Source organism: Arthrobacter sp. B0316-5-4, assembly GCF_059090325.1.
The window spans coordinates 1-16,800 of record NZ_JBNHFN010000006.1; the positions used below are offsets into that span (position 1 = coordinate 1).

A 16,800-nucleotide genomic window follows, 5' to 3' on the forward strand; every position below is an offset into this window, starting at 1 on the left:
TCTACCGGCCCCCGTACTACCACCCCGGCATGGACGCCCCGGAAATCAAATACCTCATGGAACGCCGGGCCGAGCTCGGCGGGTTCGTACCCGAACGGCGCCGCAAACACACCGAGGTCACCCTGCCCGAGGCGAAATCCTACGACGTGGCCAAACGCGGATCCGGGAAACAACAAGCCGCGACCACCATGGCCTTCGTCCGGCTCCTCAAAGACCTCATGCGGGACAAAAACTTCGGCGCCCGGTTCGTGCCCGTCGTCCCCGACGAATCCCGGACCTTCGGGATGGACGCGTTCTTCCCGACCGCGAAAATCTACAACCCCAAAGGCCAGAACTACCTCTCCGTGGACCGCGACCTCGTCCTGGCCTACAAAGAATCACCCGCCGGACAACTGATCCACCCCGGCATCAACGAAGCCGGAGCCGTCGCAGCGTTCACCGCCGCCGGAACCTCCTACGCCACCCACGGCGAACCCCTGGTCCCGATCTACGTGTTCTACTCCATGTTCGGCTTCCAACGCACCGGCGATTCCTTCTGGGCCGCAGCAGACCAAATGACCCGCGGATTCATCATCGGCGCCACCGCAGGACGAACCACCCTCACCGGCGAAGGACTCCAACACGCCGACGGGCACTCCCCCATCCTGGCCTCCACCAACCCCGCCGTACGCACCTACGACCCCGCCTACGGCTACGAAATCGGCCACATCATCCGCCACGGCCTCGAACAAATGTACGGACCCGACGCTGACGCGCAAGGAACCAGAACTGCGTCAGATAAAAACGTGATGTACTACCTCACCGTCTACAACGAACCCATCACCCAACCCGCGGAACCGGAAAACCTCGACGTCAACGGGCTCCTCAAAGGCATCTACCACCTCGCAGACGCCCCCGCAGGACCAAACGACCGGCCCACCGCGCAGATCCTCGCCTCCGGCGTGTCCGTGCCCTGGGCCCTCGAAGCGGCACGGATCCTCGCCGAAGACTGGAACGTCGCCGCCGATGTCTGGTCCGTGACGTCCTGGAACGAACTCCGACGCGACGGACTCGCCGCCGAAGACCACGCGTTCCTGAACCCCGGCCAACCCGCACCCACCCCGTTCATCACCGAACAACTCGCAGGCAAAACCGGGCCCGTCATCGCGGTCACCGACTACATGAAAGCCGTCCCCGACCAAATCCGCCAATACATCCCCAACGACTTCGCCTCCCTCGGAGCAGACGGCTTCGGCTTCTCCGACACCCGCCAAGCCGCACGCCGCTACTTCAAAAACGACACCCACTCCATCGTCGCCAAAACCCTGCAGCTGCTGGCGGCGAGGGGCGACGTCGAGGAGGGTGCGCCGTCGTACGCCATTGACCGCTACAAGCTGCTTGACGTGAACGCCGGCACCACCGGTGGCGCAGGCGGCGACGCCTAAGCCCCATCAACAACAAATGGCGGCAGTGTTCGTAATGAACACTGCCGCCATTTGTCGTTTGCGACCCAGACGGGCAACGTCAGGTGCCCAGGTTCCTCCGGTCGACGACGAAACCTGTGGCCGCATTCTCGCGAACGGCGTTGATACCGGCCACAACGGCCTTCAGGTTTGGAAATTGAGGCGACACTGCCACCACCGTGCCGTCGTCGGCCGTGAGCCGGAAACGGAATGAATTAGTACCTGCTTTGAGAATCTCGAAACTGCCCGCCATGTTCCCCGTCCTTAACGCGTCGTTGCGTCCTCGAGCTGACTTCATAACTCCCTCATCGACCATAACGGCCATTTCACGGGGCCAAAAGCCCTACTCATCAGTAGTTTGAAACCGATATTGGTAGATCAAATGGAAAGCACTCAAGGAGCTAGAGACCGCATGGAACGCCGCGCGTATGGTGAGGATATGACTCAATCCGGCACGCCCACCACGGGCGTCCTGCTCGCTGCGGGCGCCGGCACCCGCCTGGGGCGCGGCCCCAAGGCGCTGCTGCCCTTCCGCGGCCGCACGCTGGTGGAAGTACTCGCCGACACGCTTTTCGACGGCGGTTGCAGCGAAGTAGTGGTGGTGCTCGGAGCCGAAGCCGACCACGTTCGGAGCAACACCGAACTGGGTGCGCACACAGTCGTCGACAACCAGAATTGGGCCAAAGGGATGGCCGGATCCTTCCGCGCGGGCATCGAAGCCGCTGCACCGGGAAACAACATCATGGTGGCCTTGGTGGATCAGCCCGGGCTGACCCCGACGGCGGTGAGCAGGTTGCTGGGCAGCCATCGTCCAGGGCGGGTCACCGCCGCCGCCTACCCTGATGAGTCAGGCAGGCTGAAGCGCAGGCACCCGGTGATTTTCGACGTCGGGCTCCGCTCCGAAGCGGCTGCGGCTGCCAACGGCGACACGGGCGCGCGCTCCTTCCTCAAGGCCCATCCGGGGCTGGTGGACCTGGTGGACTGCAGCGATCTGTGCTCGGGTGAGGACCTGGACACCAAGGATCAGCTGCATCTCCTGGACGGGTAGCGGCGGGTAAATTAGGTCCATGATCAGCATCGAGATTGACGATCCCGCGCGCCCTGACGTTCACCAGCTCCTCAGCGAACACCTGGCCGACATGTTCGCCACCTCGCCCGCGGAGAGCGTCCACGCATTGGACCACTCGGCGTTGTCGCACGACGCGATCACTTTCTGGACTGCCCGCGAGGACGGTGTCCTGCTGGGATGCGGGGCGCTGAAGGCGTTGTCCCCCGGGCAGGCCGAGATCAAGTCGATGCGGACCGCGGCCAACGCCCGGGGACGTGGCGTGGCAACCCGCATGCTTGAACACATCGTTGACGAAGCCGGACGACGCGGATATGAAAGGCTCAGCCTGGAAACCGGCACCGAGGACTACTTCGCCCCGGCGCGGCGCCTGTACGAACGGCACGGGTTCACCGAATGCCCGCCGTTCGCGGATTACACCCTGGACCCGAACAGCGTCTTCATGGAGCTCGCGGTCCACCCAAGTAAGTAGCAGTTGGGTTAGTTGCGGATCAGGGTCCGGTCTCGGAGCGCCAAGTAGATCTTGTCCCGGGCGATGGGCAGCTCAGCGAAGCGGATCCCCGTTGCGTTGCGGATGGCGTTGGCCAGCGCCGGTGCCACAGGGTTGAACGGGCTCTCGCTCATGGACTTCGCGCCGAGTGGGCCAGTGCTGTCGTTGGTTTTGGCGAAGTAGACCTCGCTCCTTGGCACGTCCGCGAACGACGGAATGTGATACTGCCGCAGTATGTCCGTGGTGACCCGACCGGCGTCGTCCACTTTCACTTCCTCGTACAGCACCGCACCGAGTGCCTGCGCGATCCCGCCCTCGATCTGCCCACGGCACTGCCGCGGATTGACCACCACACCGGCGTCGGCGGCTTGCACGCTCTGCAGGATCCTCAGCTCACCGGTTCCCGTATTCACGGCAACCCGGAAGCCGTGGACGTTGAATGCCACCGAACGCGGCGTTCCTCCCCAGTTTCCGTCGGTGGCGAGGCGGACGCCTTGCAGCCGCGCGGCGTCGACGATTTCCGTGAGCTGCACCGTACGGTCGCCGCACTGGACAGCCCCATCCACCAACCGGCACTCCGTCAGCGCCACCCCTGTGAGCAAGGCCGCGACTGTCTGGATTCGCGTAGCCAATTCCAGCGCCGCACCGAGGGTCGCCTTGCCGGCAACCACCGTTCCGGCGGACCCGAACGCACCGGTGTCGTGCTCCACGAGGTCGGTATCGGACTGGCGTACGGTCACCTTGGACGCTGAGGTCGCCAGCGCCGTGGCCGCCAACTGCGCGTGCACGGTGGTGGTGCCGTTGCCGAATTCGGCAGTACCGACGTCGACGGCGAACCTTCCGTCCGCTTCCAGGCTCACCCGGGTGTGGGCGAAGTGGCCGCGGGGCGGGACGGTGTCGATCATGGACAGCGCTGAACCTTCGCCGATGACCCATTCGGGGCCGAGGTCGTCGAGTCCGGCTGCACGGTAACGTTCCTTCCCTCGGTCCAGGGCATCACGTACCAAGGCCACGCACTGATCCAGGCCGTAGCTGCCATAGTGCACATCTTCCTCAGGCTCCGGAGTTGTGGAGAGCATGTGGTCGCCTGGACGGACCATGTTCTTGAGGCGGAATTCCAACGGATCCATGCCAATCCCCACAGCCAGCTCGTCGATGGCCGATTCGATGGCAAAGATCATCTGGCTCAGCCCGTAGCCCCGGAAGGCCCCGGCGGGAACAGAGTTGGTGTAGACGGCGTGGGCGTCCACTTTCTTGTTCACGCACTTGTACACGGCCAACGACTCGCCACAGCCGTGGAACATGACGCCTGGAGCGTGGTTACCGTAGGCGCCGGTGTTGGTAAGCACGCTCAACTGCAGCGCGGTCAGGTATCCGTCCTTGTTGGCGCCCGCCTTGAGGTGGATCGTGAAGGGGTGCCGGGTGGTGGTTGCCGTGAACTGCTCGGTCCGGGTGAACTCGAGCTGCACGGGACGCTTCAGGGCAAGGGTTGCCAATGCCACCAGATCTTCGGTGAGGACTTCCTGCTTTCCACCGAAACCGCCGCCAACCCGGCCCGCCACAACACGGACGGTTTCCGGCGCCAGGTTGAACAACCGACTCAATGTCCGCTTCACCAGGAACGGGACCTGGGTGGAGGAACGAACAACCAACCGGCCTTCCTCATCGAGCCAGGAGATGGACGAGTGGGTTTCCATGGCCACGTGCTGCACCCGCTGGGTTTGGTACGTGTGCTCGTGGATGTAGTCCGCCTCGGCGAAGCCGTCCTGTACGCTGCCCAGTTCCGCGTGGACCTCGGCCACCACGTTCTGGAGCGGCCTTGAAATGCGGGATTCGACGCCGTCTTTCTCGCCATGAATCGCCGGGGCACCTGGAAGGATGGCGTCCTGGGGCGTAAAAACCGGTTCAAGGAGTTCGTACTCCACGGCCAACGCACGCGCACCGGCTTCGGCCGCGCCCACGGATTCGGCCACCACCGCGGCCACCCGCTGCCCGATGAACCGCACAACGTTGTCCAGCACGCGGGTGTCATCGGGGTCGTCGGTGAAGTTCTCATGTTGGGCCGTGGAGAAGAGTTGCTGCGGCGCGTCCTCATGCGTAAAAACGGCAACAACGCCCGGCACAGCCAACGCCGGGGCCTTATCGATGGACACAATCCGGGCGTGCGGATGCGGCGAACGCGCCAGCTTGAGGTGCAGCAAGCCAGGCAGTTGCTCGGCGGGAACATCCAAGGTGTACCGGGCGGTTCCCGTGATCACGGCGTCGCTGGCCAGGGCGGGGACGTTGTCGCCAAGTTGGCCGGGGATGGCCTCAACAGCAGCAGGCGACTTTGCCCCCGAAATGTCAGCTCCGGCGTCGTGCCCGTGGTCGGTGTCGTGGCCGCAGACGGCGTCCGCAATGGAGCGATAACCGGTGCAACGGCACAGGTTGCCCTTGAGGTTCCGGGGCAGGTTGGCGCGTTGTTCGTCGTCAAAGGTGGCGGCTGTCATCATCATGCCTGCGGTGCAGAAGCCGCACTGGAAACCCTGACCCTGGTGGAACTGCTCCTGCACAGGGTGCAGTTGTCCGTCCTGGGCGAGGCCCTCGATGGTGGTAACTGCCTTGCCCTCGGCGCGGACGGCCGGGTAGATGCAGCTGTGCACGGGGGTTCCGTCGACGTGGACCGTGCAGGCTCCGCAGTCGCCGCCGTCGCAGCCCTTCTTGACGCCGAAGTTGCCCTCCTCCCGAAGGAAGGTGCGGAGGCATTGGCCCGGGCGGGGTGTGGCCTGCGAGGCAGCGCCGTTGATCTCAATTGCCATGGGAGGCCTCCTTCTAAGTGCCAGGGGTTTCGGGTTGGGTGGACGGCTGCGGCGACGTGGCGTGCGGTGGCCAGAAATCGCCGGACACGGTCATGGATTCGTCCATCAATTCCGCCCGTATTTCCTCGGCCAGCTTGAGCGTCATGTCGCGGCGCCATGCCGGCAGCCCGTGGATATCGTCGTGGTACAGCGGCCAGGGAATGGAACGTTCGACGGCGTCAGCCAGCGTCCGCGCGTCCGGAACCTTCCCGGCGGGGAACCTTAGTTGCACCGGGCGCTTGGTCGAGGCAGTCACCGTGATGACCAGGCCGAAGACGGGATCAAGCCTGCCAATCAGCAACACGCCTGAACGGCCAAGGTTGCTTAGCGACAAGCGCCTGAACGCCACACGTGCCGAGAGCGCCTCGGCAGGGATGTGGATGCTGCGCAGCAACTCCCCCGGGGCGAGGACGGTCTGCATATCGCCGATCACGAAGTCGGCCACCGGGACCGTGCGGCTGGAACCGTCCGGGCTGAGGATGGTGGCGATGCCATCGAGGCCGGCGCAGAGCGAGGTCATGGGTCCTGCAGGCAAGCCCGTGCAGATGTTGCCGCCCACGGTGGACATGTTCCAGATTTTGAAGGACGCCACGAATGAGTCACAACTTGGCCGGATCAGGGCCAGCCCGGGCCACTCGCGCTGGGCTGTTCCGGCGCTGGCGGGCAAGGCGTAGAGCTCGGCGACGGTGCAGGTGGCAGCCAATTCGATGCCGTCGTCGGTCACGGTAACGGCAGGCCAGTCGGCTTCGCCGAGGTCGAGCAGTCGTTTGAGGACGGTGCTTCCGTAGGAGAAAAGGACCGTGCCGCCGGCGAGCCAGGCATCGCCGTCGCGCCACTGGGCCGGGTCGGTGGTGGGCACCACGGCCTCGATGGTGTTCATGTCCATGGGTCCTCCTGGGTGAGGTGTTGAGGTGCTGGGTGAATCGGGCCGGTGCCGTCTTTGAGGGAAGGGAATCCGGGAGTGCCGTGCGCTTCCCTGGCCAGCGGTCCGCGCTCCGCGATGATCTCGGCGGTAATAGAGACCGCCACTTCCGCCGGAGTGACGGCACCAAGGTTCAAGCCGATGGGTGAGTGAAGCCGCGCCAAGGACTCAGTTGGCGTGCCTGCCTTGAGGAGGGCATCGATCCGCTGGCGGTGGCTCCGGCGGGACCCCATCGCGCCAACGTAGGCCAGGTTGAGGCCGAGGGCGGCCCTCAGCAAAGGGATGTCGAACTTGGGGTCGTGGGTCAGGACGCAGACCACCGTCCGGGAATCGATGCGACCCGCTGCGGCTTCAGCCTGGAGGTAGCGGTGGGGCCAGTCCGTCACTACCTGGTCCGCTCCGGCGAAGCGACCTTGTTGGGCGAAGGCCGGACGCGCATCGCACAAAGTGACCTCGTAGCCAAGGAGTTGCCCGGCGGGAAGCAACGCGGCACCAAAGTCGTTGGCGCCAAAGACCAGCATCCTCGCTGCAGGCAACCTGCTTTCGACAAACAAGGTGATGGGCTGTGGTTCTTCCTCGTCACGGGGCGGCGCGGCCAACCTCTCGGCCGTCACCCAGCCATCGATGCAGCCCTCGGGCGGGGCCAGCCGGACCAACCCTGCTCGGCCACCTTGGAGGAGCGGCTCCACTTGGGCGGCTGCCGCGAACAGCGTAGCGGGGTGGTCACCCACCAGTTTGGCCAGCTCTTCCGATTCCATGGCACGGAACCGTACGGGATCCTCCACCACCATCACTCCGCCACCGGCATCAAGGCGGCGGATGAGTGCGGCGGGCCGGTGGGTTTCGGCCAGCATTGAGAGTTCGGGCGTGCCTTCCTGCAGCGGCTGGATGTGGACTTCCACTTCCCCTCCACAGGTGAGCCCAACGGCGAACGCGTCCTCGGGACTGAAGCCGAAGGACTCAAGGCGGGGGCCGCCGTCGCGCATTGCCTCCAAAGCGGCCTCCACCACGGCACCCTCCACGCAACCACCCGACAAGCTGCCCAGGATTTCGCCGCGCTCGGAGACCATCATGGACGTCCCCAGGGGCCGCGGCACGGAGCCCCCAGTCCCTACGATCGTGGCCACAGCGCATCGTTGGCCGGAGACCGCCGTCCGCCAGCCGCCCAGTGAAGGCATCAGATCCAGCATGGCAACACATCCTTATTCCAGGTGTCCCGGCCAGGTGGCCCGGCCGGAGCAGTGCGCGATCTTGCCCCATAATCTCATTCGCAGAGGGTGTTGAGGGTCAGTCGCGGCTGTTCAACAAAAGTTCAGTCAGTAAGAGTTCGTAGGAACGGGGGCAAGGGCTTCATCTCCCTGCCCCCGTTCCCTGACGGAGCGCCGGCACCTGTTCCTGAATCAACAGGGCCGCCGCCCGCCGTCGTTCCCCTTCCCAAGGGACGACGACGGCGGGCGCCTATTCGTGCGGAGGGGCCGGCGGACCGTCGATCGGAGTGCCGGATAATGACCCGCCGGCGCGGGGTGGGGCTCCGGGCTAGACGCCCATCAGGGCGTTGATGGGACCCCGTGCGAAGTAAATGATGAAGCCAACCGTGACCACCCACATGAGCGGATGGACCTTCTTGGCCTTCCCCGACGCGGCGCTGATGACGGCGAAGGAGATGAACCCGACGCCGATGCCGTTGGCAATGGAATACGTCAGCGGCATGGTCACGATGGTCAGGAACGCGGGCAGCGCGATGGAGAACTTGGTGAACTTGATCTCGCGGATCTGCGCCATCATCATCGCACCCACCACCACCAGGGCCGCGGCAGCTACTTCCAGCGGCACAACCGAGGTGAGCGGTGTGAAGAACATCGAACCAAGGAACAGCAAGCCGGTGACCACTGATGCCAAGCCGGTGCGGGCACCTTCGCCGATACCGGCAGCGGAGTCGATGTACACAGTGTTGGACGAACCGGACGTTGCGCCACCCACCACTGCGCCCATGCCTTCAACAATGAAGGCCGACTTCAGCTTGGGGAACGTGCCGTCCTTGTGTGCCACACCGGCACTCTTCGCCAATCCGGTCATGGTGCCCATGGCGTCGAAGAAGTTGGTGAACACCAGGGTGAAGACCAACATGGTGGCAGCCAGTCCCCCGATCCGTGCGAACGAGCCGAAGAGATCGAACTGGCCCACCAGGCTGAGGTCCGGCACGGACACCAACTGGCTCGACAGGATGGGTACGTTCAGGTGCCAGCCGCCAGGGTTGGTGGCACTGCCCGGACCGATGTGGAAGATGGCCTCGACAACAGCGGCAAGGACAGTGGTGGCGACAATGCCGATAAGCAGGCCACCTTGGATTTTGCGTGCCACGAGGATGCCCATGGCCAACAGCCCGACGATGAAAACAAGCGTGGGGATGGAAGTGATGGAGCCATCATTGCCGAGTTGGACCGGCGGGCCGCCCGCCGTGGGACGGACGAAGCCGGAGTCAACGAAGCCGATGAAGGCGATGAACAAGCCGATGCCAACGGTGATGGCGGCTTTGAGTTCCTTGGGGACTGCCTTGAAGATCGCCGTCCGGGCACCGGTTGCACCGAAGAGGACGATCAGGATGCCGTTGATGACCACCAGGCCCATGGCTTCTGGCCACGTGACTTCCTGGATGACCGCGACGGCGAGGAAGGAGTTGATGCCCAAACCTGCGGCCAGGCCGAAGGGAAGGTTGGCGACCAGGCCGAAGATGATGGTCATGACGCCGGCGGTGAGGCCGGTGACCGCACCGACCTGCGCCGCTGAGAGCCAGCCACCAGCGACGTCGGTGGGTGCGTTCTCTGCCGAGAAGCCACCCAGAATGAGCGGATTCAGGATGACGATGTACGCCATGGTGAAGAACGTGACCAGGCCGCCGCGGAATTCGCGGGCCAGCGTGGAGCCACGCTTGGAGATCTGGAAGAACTTATCCAGGAAGGAGTTCGACACCGGGGGCTTGCCGTTAGGGTTGGCCAGGCCGGTTGCCGTGTGCTTCGCAGCTGTGGGCTCTGCGCCTTTGCCTCCGTTGGGGAGGAGCGCAGCCTGCTTTTCAGCTGCTGTCTGCATTTCTGCGGGATCCAGGATTGTCATGTCAGCCACCGGGCCCTAGTAATCAATCCTGGAATCAAGCGTGTTCCATGTGTTGAACGGCTGGAGGGCCGCCGGAGCCTGGGGGTCGCCCAGTTCCAGCTTGGCTACCGGCATCAGCGCGTCCCGGTTGTCGTTCTCGAAGTACTCGTAGAAGACGGCGTCGTCGAAGCCAACGGATGCGGCGTCGTGACGGTCTGCGGCGAAGAACACGCGGTCCACGCGTGCCCAGAGCGCGGAGGCCAGGCACATGGGGCATGGCTCGCAGCTGGTGTAGAGGGTTGCTCCGCTCAGATCGAAAGTTCCCAGTTCGCGGCAGGCGTTACGGATGGCCGTGACTTCCGCGTGCGCTGTGGGATCGTTCGTGGCGGTTACGCGGTTGACGCCTTCGAAGGCTCGTCCGTCCGCGGTGACAATGACGGCGCCGAAAGGGCCACCACTGTTCAGGACATTGGCTGTTGCCAGCTCAATGGAGGTGGCCAGGAATTGCTCGGCCGTGACGGTTGTACTCATGTTGCGACTTCCTTAGTGCTGAGGAAGCCAGGTGACCTGTTTGGGGGCGCTACAGAGAGGAGCTCCGATTAGCTTGGTTACCAGGCTTCAGCATGTGCGATGAAGGTTAAGTTGCGCCTGGTAGATAGCTTCCCGAGGTCCGGGTGCCCGCCTTTGGCAGTTAGAGCGTAGCACCAGGTTTGTGAGCCGCGCCATACTTTTTTGAAAATTTAATTTCGTCATGCGAAATTACTGATGCCCGCCGAATGTGACCGCAGCTGGCCCGCGGCCGTTGACTGCCGCCGTCGTGCATTCTACGCTTTGTGGACCCGACGCCCCCGGCGCCGGGGAAACCTGGATCAGCAGACAGGGCCTAACTGAGCTGGAACGCGTACACGCCGACCAGACAAGGACCTCCATGCTTTGGATAAAAAACCCGCTGGGTATCTTCACCGCCAACGACCTCGACGCCGGCAACGGCCTGGTGGTCTCCGACGACGGAACCATCGTGGAACTCGTGCCCTCCGGCGCTGAGCCCTCCATGCCGTGTTCCGTGTTCGATGCGTCCTCCCACGTGGTGCTGCCCGGCCTGATCAACACGCACCACCACTTCTACCAAACGCTCACCCGCGCCTGGGGACCCGTGGCCAACGCACCCCTGTTCCCGTGGCTGCAGAATCTCTACCCCGTGTGGGCGCGACTCACTCCGCGCAGCCTTGAACTGGCCGTCCAGGTAGCGCTTGCCGAGCTCCTCCTGTCCGGCTGCACCACCGCCGCCGACCACCACTACCTGTTTCCGGACGGCATGGAAGACGCCATCGACATCGAGGTTTCTGCAGTACGGTCCATGGGGATGCGGGCCACCTTGACGCGCGGCTCCATGACGCTCGGAGAGGACGACGGCGGGCTGCCGCCCAGGACCACAGTCCAGTCGCCCGAAGCGATCCTTGCGGACAGCGAACGCCTGATTCGCAAGTACCACGAGACAGGTCCCGGCGCTGTTGTGCAGATCGCGCTCGCCCCGTGCTCGCCCTTCTCGGTGACCAAGGAAATCATGGCCGAGTCAGCGGCGATGGCTGAACGGTTCGACGTCCGGCTCCACACTCACCTTGCCGAAACCATCGACGAAGAAGACTTCTGCCAGTCCATGTTCGGACTCCGAACCGTGGATTACCTGGAGTCCGTGGGCTGGCTCGGGTCCCGCACCTGGCTGGGACACGGCATCCACTTCAACGACGAGGAGATCGCCAGGCTGGGAGCCGCGGGCACCGCCGTCGCGCACTGCCCCACCTCCAACATGCGGCTCGCATCCGGGACCGCGCGGGTATTGGAACTCGAGGCTGCGGGCGTTCCCGTGGGGCTGGGAGTGGACGGATCGGCGTCGAACGATGCGTCCAACATGATCCTCGAGGCCCGGCAGGCGCTGTACTTGCAGCGGCTCCGCTACGGTGCCTCCGTTCCCGTGTCCCGTGCGTTGGGGTGGGCGACGCGTGGGTCCGCAGCAGTTCTTGGGCGCTCGGACATCGGCCAATTGGCCCCCGGGATGCAGGCCGACCTGGCGTTGTTTAAGCCCGACGAGCTTCGGTTCTCCGGCAGCCACGACCCCGTGGCTGCCTTGTTGCTGTGCGGTGCAGACCGTGCTGACCGGGTGATGGTGGGCGGCTCCTGGCGCGTCCTTGACGGGGCGATCCCAGGCCTGGACGTGGCCGGACTGATCGCGGAGCACTCGGCTGCTGCGCGGAAGTTGGTGGCTGGGTAGCTCCTAGGGCTTGGGCGCGTTGTCCCGGCGCGCGAGTTCGCCGGAACGCTGCCACTTCGCAGGGAGCGTTCCGGCGATTTCGCACTCTTCCAGCGAACTCGCGGGTGGAGTTGCGGCCTTCCCTAGATGGTTACCTTGTATACGTGATGCGTGTACTCGTTCGCGAACGAGTCCGTGAACTTGCCGTTCTGCACTGGGATGGTCCGGTTCTCGCCCACCACCTCCACCTGCGACCCGGTAATTCCGGCAGGAAGGGTGAAGGTCTTTGAACCCGTGCTGCCGTTCAATCCGATGCCAGCGAAGAGGTACGCGCTGCCATCCTTGGCTTTCAGCATCGTGTCCGTACCCGTGGCGCCCGCGTTCCACACGTAGCTCTGCGTGTTAAGGACAGGGGCCAAGGACTGGATACCGGCAAGTGAGGCCTTGATCTTCGCCTTGCGATCAGCGGGCTCCTGGACCAAGGAGTAGGTCCCAAAGCCGGCCAGCCCGTTGTTGTTGTGCTGGAAAATGCTGATTCCGCGTGCCTCATGGATGATGCCGGACCACATGGCGCCCTCCATCTGTTCCGGGGTGATGGTCCGGTCATTCGCATCATTAAGGAACGGTTTTGCCGACTCAACGAAAATCCAGTTGGGATGGATGCCCGGTGGTGACTGGAAGCTTCGCATCTGGTCCAATTGCCAGCCGTAGGCCGCCGACGTGGCTGTTTGTGCGCCCTGCGGCCACGACGGCGTCCGGTTCAGTTCATCCTGAAGGTCCGCCCGGGCGTACATGTAGTTGTCCACAGACGCAGCGTCCACCGCGGACATGAAATCGTCCATCAGCCCCGATGCCCAGTAGGTTCCCAGGATGCCCTTGGAATAGTTGGCGAACGCGAACCTGCCATCGTTGAACCCATGGATCTGGGCTACCTTGTCCTGCATCTGCTGGAGATTCTGGGCATAGGTTGCGCCGTCGCAACCCAAGCCGAGCATGTCGCACTCATCGTAGGTATCCCAGCCCACCACTCCGGGGTTACTGCCCACCTCAGCGCGCGACCACTCCGTCCCGGCAATGACCAGCATTCCGGTGTCCGTAATTGACGCCATGGAAGACCCATCGTGCTCGGCGTTTTGGTACACGTTGACGCCAATGTCCTTCAACTGTGCGGCGTGCTCTGGCTTGCCGTAGTAAACGCTGATGGGGAAAAGATTTGGGTTGTTGAGCTTGGCCGCACCGGGGAACTTGGACCAGTACGCAGGCCCACCGTCCCACGGGATCCGGGCGAGGTTGGCGATGCTGCCGGTAGGCGTCGGTGTGGGGGTTGCTGTCTCTGTGGGGGTCGGGGTGGGGGTGGGGGTTCCTGTCTCCGTCGGAGTAGGGATCGGGGTCGCCGTCTCCGTGGGAGTAGGGGTTGGGGTTGGGGTTGCCGTCTCTGTCGCCGTCGGGGTGGAGGTCGTCGTCGGTTCGGCCGTCGGCGTGGCCGTCGACGTCGTTGTCGGTTCGGGAGTTCCGGTGGGCGTTTCGCTCGGGTCCGTGGGAGTGGTGGTCGGTTCGGCTGTTGACGTTGCGCTGGGGCTCTCGGTAGGTGGCGGCGTGCCTGGATCCGTGCATCCGGCAAGGGCCACCACAATCACCGCCCCGAGCGTGACGAGGGTGCGTTTCATGACAAATGTTTTCCTTTGGGGAAGCAGCCTGATTGCTGCTGTGCGGCGCTGAACCCCCAGATCCAGCTCTTTCTGAGACCTACCGCGGCAGGCGTTATCAGCCAGGCGTCCATGTCCCGGCACAGCTCGACGACGAGCGGCGGCTAATGCTCAACGTGCTGCAGTGCGACGCTCGCGGACCTTGTCCGACGCCATCGAGCCAGCAAGTGCGGCCCAAACGAAGGGGCCACAACGGCCTTTAAGTACCCGAGGGCGGCCGTCACCCCAGCATACGTGACCCACGCCACACGCCACCGGAATATGACGCGCCCCGCTTTTCGGCCGTTTCGACGCCTCGCTGCGCAGTGAGCCGTTGGCGCGGCACAGCCTGCAGCGGGGCATCGAAATGGGTTTGTCCACATAGGCCAGCCCGAAGCTTTCCCTGCAGCCCGCGCCGTTCGAGGGTTATCACGTGATGAACAGCGCTACAGGCAATCTCCCCGCAGGCATGAACTTGTGGCGAACCAACGAACTCCACGAACTCGGCTTCAACGACAGAAAAATAGCCACTTTGTTGCGCGAGGGAAGGCTGGTCCGACTTCGTCGGGGTTGCTACATCCGGGGGAGCACATGGGCAGCCCAAAAACCATGGGTGCGCAGTCGGCAACTCATCGCCGCGCACGCGCACGGAACGCTTACGACGTCGGTTGGCGGCCTGGTCTACAGCCACACCTCAGTCGCCCGCCTCCATGGCCTGTTTCTCTGGGACGTCGATGACCGCGTGCACGTCACCACTGGATCAACGGCGTCCTCCAAATCCCATGGTTTCGGCGTCGTTCCGCATACCCGCACGCTGGGCCCCGGTGACGTTGTGTTCATTGACGGGATGCAATGCACGTCCCTGGAGCGAACCATTGTGGACTGCTGCCTCATGTTTAACTACAAGCAATCCCTGGTGCTAACGGATCACGCCCTGCGGAAGGGGGCCGATGCCGGACGACTCCAGGAGATGTGCGCGTCGCTGACCGGGCGCAACGGAGTTCTCACTTTGCGCCGTGCCTTGGCGCATGCGGACTCCCGATCGGAGTCCCCCGGCGAAACCCTGACCCGTGAGTTGCTCCAACGGCTAAGGATCGAACTCCCCGAACTCCAGGTAGAAGTTGTGTCGACCGAGGGCCGCCATCGGCTGGACTTCGCTTGGCGCAAGAAAAAGGTGGCCATGGAGTTCGACGGGAAGGTGAAGTACTTCGACTATGCGCCCACCGCCGAGGTGATTTACCAGGAACGGCAACGCGAGAAGGCCCTGACTGAGCTTGGCTGGAGGTTCGTTCGCATCAAGTGGCAGGACCTGTACAGGGAACAGGAGTTCAAAATGAGGGTACTGCGCGCCTTGCAGGAGGGGCGCTGAATCCAATACGGGGGCCCGCTGCGCATTCGATGCTGCGCACGGCACATTGCGCAGCGGAGCATCGAATCGGGCGCAAACGGAAAAGCGGGCGGCACCTCCCCAGGTGCCGCCCGCCTCGTTGGCTCTGTTGCGCAGAGTCCGCGCCCGTGATGCAGGAAATCAGGGGCGCTGCCGGCCGAACACCGGGAGCCCGCGCAGCCAACGGGAGAACCCGCCGGCTTTGCGGTCGCAGTCGGCCGGAATGTAGAAGTCCGGATCTGTCGCACCGAAGGGCAGGTACAGCTCCTGACCCGGCGCCGGGAATTCCACGACGTTGTTCGTATCCTTCGAGTCCATCTGTTCCTCCTCTTTCTCATGCGCAGTTTCCGCTCTTCGGAAAACTTTTATTGTTATGTGGAAAGTGTAGGCAGGGTAGAAACGAGCCGTCAAGACCCCTTTCCAGCCAGACAGCGTTGCCCCGGTCACATTTGGAAGGTTCATAACGATCCCGGGAAACCCATATACACAAGACGAAATAGTGCGCTACTCTCGAATCAGTTCGTGGCGTAGGTCACGTAACCTGGGAGCAGCAGGCAGGGTCGTAATGAGCTGGCATCAATGGATGTCGGCTCTTTTTTGTTGGGTCGACTCCACCAGAAACGCGGTGGAAACACGCGCTTAATTTCATTGATGGAACCTAGGTTCCACCTCACAGAAGTTGGGATATGACCATGAGCAACAACATCGTCCTCGGCGAAAACCAGTACGGCAAAGCAGAAGTCCGCGTCGTCAAGGTCACCCGGGATACTGACCGCCACCACATCGAAGACCTGAACGTCACCTCGCAGCTGCGCGGCGACTTCCAGGCCGCCCACCTCCAGGGGGACAACGGCCACGTCGTTGCCACCGACACCCAGAAGAACACTGTCTACGCTTTCGCACGTGAAGGCATCGGCTCGCCCGAAGCCTTCCTCCTGCGCCTTGCCGATCACTTCACCGGTGGGTTCGACTGGGTAACCGGCGGGCGCTGGGAAGCCGAGGCCTACAGCTGGGATCGCATCCAGGCACACGGCGAGGGACACGACCACAGCTTCGTCCGCAACGGACAAGAGGTGCGTACCGCCGTCGTCGTCCGTGATGGCGCAACCACCCACGTTATTTCCGGGCTCAAGGACCTGACCGTCCTGAAGACCACGCAGTCCGGCTTTGTCGGCTACCCGCGCGACAAGTACACCACCCTGCCGGAGACCACGGACCGCATCCTCGCAACGGATGTATCCGCCCGCTGGCGCTACAACACCAATCTGGACGTAGCTGGCACGGACTTCAACAAGAGCTACGAGGACATCCGCGCGCTCCTGCTGGAAGGCTTCACGGAGAACTACTCCCACGCCCTGCAGCAGACGCTTTTCGACATGGGGAAGAAGGTCCTCGAAGCACACAGCGAAGTGGACGAAATCAAGTTCTCCATGCCCAACAAGCACCACTTCCTGGTTGACCTGAGCCCGTTCGGCCTGGACAACCCCAACGAGGTCTTCTTCGCGGCTGATCGCCCGTACGGCCTCATCGAAGCAACCGTCCAGCGCGAAGACATCGACGCTGCACCCGTTGCATGGAGCGGCATCGCCGGCTTCTGCTAATCACCCCGGCGAAAGCCAACCCCAGGGTTTGT

At 63.6% G+C, this 16,800-nt stretch carries 14 protein-coding genes; 6 read left to right on the forward strand and 8 right to left on the reverse strand.

The annotated features are described in order from the left end of the window. The coding region (locus AC5RU9_RS18235; RefSeq protein ID WP_494017549.1) for a transketolase-like TK C-terminal-containing protein at positions 1-1,424 on the forward strand (1,424 nt) is incomplete at its 5' end. Between the two features lie 79 nt (positions 1,425-1,503). On the opposite strand, the gene AC5RU9_RS18240 is transcribed toward AC5RU9_RS18235, so the two are convergent. After that, positions 1,504-1,695, reverse strand: a complete 192-nt coding sequence (locus AC5RU9_RS18240; RefSeq protein ID WP_189020707.1) for a YegP family protein — start codon at positions 1,693-1,695, stop codon at positions 1,504-1,506. A gap of 159 nt (positions 1,696-1,854) precedes the next feature. Between AC5RU9_RS18240 and nboR the strand changes: the two genes are divergently transcribed. Both nboR and AC5RU9_RS18250 read left to right on the forward strand, forming a co-directional pair. Further along, positions 1,855-2,490, forward strand: a complete 636-nt coding sequence (nboR, locus tag AC5RU9_RS18245; RefSeq protein WP_494017550.1) for a nicotine blue oxidoreductase — start codon at positions 1,855-1,857, stop codon at positions 2,488-2,490. Between the two features lie 19 nt (positions 2,491-2,509). Further along, a complete protein-coding gene (locus AC5RU9_RS18250) occupies positions 2,510-2,980 on the forward strand; it encodes a GNAT family N-acetyltransferase (RefSeq protein WP_494017551.1) in 471 nt (156 codons plus the stop codon). An 8-nt stretch (positions 2,981-2,988) separates the two neighbouring features. Here the strand turns inward: AC5RU9_RS18250 and AC5RU9_RS18255 are convergent, their stop codons facing one another. The 5 genes from AC5RU9_RS18255 to AC5RU9_RS18275 all read right to left on the reverse strand — a co-directional run bounded on the left by AC5RU9_RS18255 (position 2,989) and on the right by AC5RU9_RS18275 (position 10,378). Next, entirely contained in the window at positions 2,989-5,796 is a 2,808-nt protein-coding gene (locus tag AC5RU9_RS18255; protein WP_494017552.1) for a molybdopterin-dependent oxidoreductase, read from the reverse strand. A 13-nt stretch (positions 5,797-5,809) separates the two neighbouring features. Further along, positions 5,810-6,721, reverse strand: coding sequence for an FAD binding domain-containing protein (locus AC5RU9_RS18260; RefSeq protein WP_494017553.1), 912 nt, complete (start codon positions 6,719-6,721; stop codon positions 5,810-5,812). After that, a complete protein-coding gene (locus tag AC5RU9_RS18265; protein WP_494017554.1) occupies positions 6,712-7,947 on the reverse strand; it encodes an XdhC family protein in 1,236 nt (411 codons plus the stop codon). Before AC5RU9_RS18265 ends, AC5RU9_RS18260 begins: the two co-directional genes overlap by 10 nt. A 346-nt stretch (positions 7,948-8,293) precedes the next feature. Continuing rightward, entirely contained in the window at positions 8,294-9,877 is a 1,584-nt protein-coding gene (locus tag AC5RU9_RS18270; protein ID WP_211713372.1) for an NCS2 family permease, read from the reverse strand. Between the two features lie 6 nt (positions 9,878-9,883). Beyond that, on the reverse strand, positions 9,884-10,378 hold the full coding sequence (locus tag AC5RU9_RS18275) for a nucleoside deaminase (protein ID WP_017200639.1): 495 nt from the start codon (positions 10,376-10,378) through the stop codon (positions 9,884-9,886). 397 nt (positions 10,379-10,775) lie between these two features. Between AC5RU9_RS18275 and AC5RU9_RS18280 the strand changes: the two genes are divergently transcribed. Then, a complete protein-coding gene (locus tag AC5RU9_RS18280) occupies positions 10,776-12,116 on the forward strand; it encodes an 8-oxoguanine deaminase (RefSeq protein WP_494017555.1) in 1,341 nt (446 codons plus the stop codon). A 122-nt stretch (positions 12,117-12,238) separates the two neighbouring features. Here the strand turns inward: AC5RU9_RS18280 and AC5RU9_RS18285 are convergent, their stop codons facing one another. Next, a complete protein-coding gene (locus tag AC5RU9_RS18285) occupies positions 12,239-13,762 on the reverse strand; it encodes a hypothetical protein (RefSeq protein ID WP_494017556.1) in 1,524 nt (507 codons plus the stop codon). A 487-nt stretch (positions 13,763-14,249) separates the two neighbouring features. Between AC5RU9_RS18285 and AC5RU9_RS18290 the strand changes: the two genes are divergently transcribed. Beyond that, a complete protein-coding gene (locus AC5RU9_RS18290; RefSeq protein WP_494017557.1) occupies positions 14,250-15,149 on the forward strand; it encodes a type IV toxin-antitoxin system AbiEi family antitoxin domain-containing protein in 900 nt (299 codons plus the stop codon). Positions 15,150-15,308: 159 nt separating this feature from the next. Here AC5RU9_RS18290 and AC5RU9_RS18295 read toward each other — a convergent pair whose 3' ends face one another. Further along, positions 15,309-15,485, reverse strand: a complete 177-nt coding sequence (locus AC5RU9_RS18295) for a hypothetical protein (protein WP_211713369.1) — start codon at positions 15,483-15,485, stop codon at positions 15,309-15,311. Between the two features lie 368 nt (positions 15,486-15,853). Between AC5RU9_RS18295 and pucL the strand changes: the two genes are divergently transcribed. After that, positions 15,854-16,768 carry a factor-independent urate hydroxylase gene (gene pucL / locus AC5RU9_RS18300; RefSeq protein WP_211713368.1) on the forward strand — a complete coding sequence of 305 codons (915 nt, stop codon included), beginning with the start codon at positions 15,854-15,856 and terminating at the stop codon, positions 16,766-16,768. Positions 16,769-16,800 lie beyond the last annotated feature (32 nt).

Coding starts and splice junctions, on each gene's coding strand:
- AC5RU9_RS18285 (WP_494017556.1), bottom strand. CDS start 13,762: ATGAAACGCACCCTCGTCACGCTCGGGGCGGTGATTGTGGTGGCCCTT.
- pucL (WP_211713368.1), top strand. CDS start 15,854: ATGACCATGAGCAACAACATCGTCCTCGGCGAAAACCAGTACGGCAAA.
- AC5RU9_RS18255 (WP_494017552.1), bottom strand. CDS start 5,796: ATGGCAATTGAGATCAACGGCGCTGCCTCGCAGGCCACACCCCGCCCG.
- AC5RU9_RS18290 (WP_494017557.1), top strand. CDS start 14,250: ATGAACTTGTGGCGAACCAACGAACTCCACGAACTCGGCTTCAACGAC.
- AC5RU9_RS18260 (WP_494017553.1), bottom strand. CDS start 6,721: ATGGACATGAACACCATCGAGGCCGTGGTGCCCACCACCGACCCGGCC.
- AC5RU9_RS18240 (WP_189020707.1), bottom strand. CDS start 1,695: ATGGCGGGCAGTTTCGAGATTCTCAAAGCAGGTACTAATTCATTCCGT.
- nboR (WP_494017550.1), top strand. CDS start 1,855: ATGGAACGCCGCGCGTATGGTGAGGATATGACTCAATCCGGCACGCCC.
- AC5RU9_RS18265 (WP_494017554.1), bottom strand. CDS start 7,947: ATGCTGGATCTGATGCCTTCACTGGGCGGCTGGCGGACGGCGGTCTCC.
- AC5RU9_RS18275 (WP_017200639.1), bottom strand. CDS start 10,378: ATGAGTACAACCGTCACGGCCGAGCAATTCCTGGCCACCTCCATTGAG.
- AC5RU9_RS18280 (WP_494017555.1), top strand. CDS start 10,776: ATGCTTTGGATAAAAAACCCGCTGGGTATCTTCACCGCCAACGACCTC.
- AC5RU9_RS18250 (WP_494017551.1), top strand. CDS start 2,510: ATGATCAGCATCGAGATTGACGATCCCGCGCGCCCTGACGTTCACCAG.
- AC5RU9_RS18295 (WP_211713369.1), bottom strand. CDS start 15,485: ATGGACTCGAAGGATACGAACAACGTCGTGGAATTCCCGGCGCCGGGT.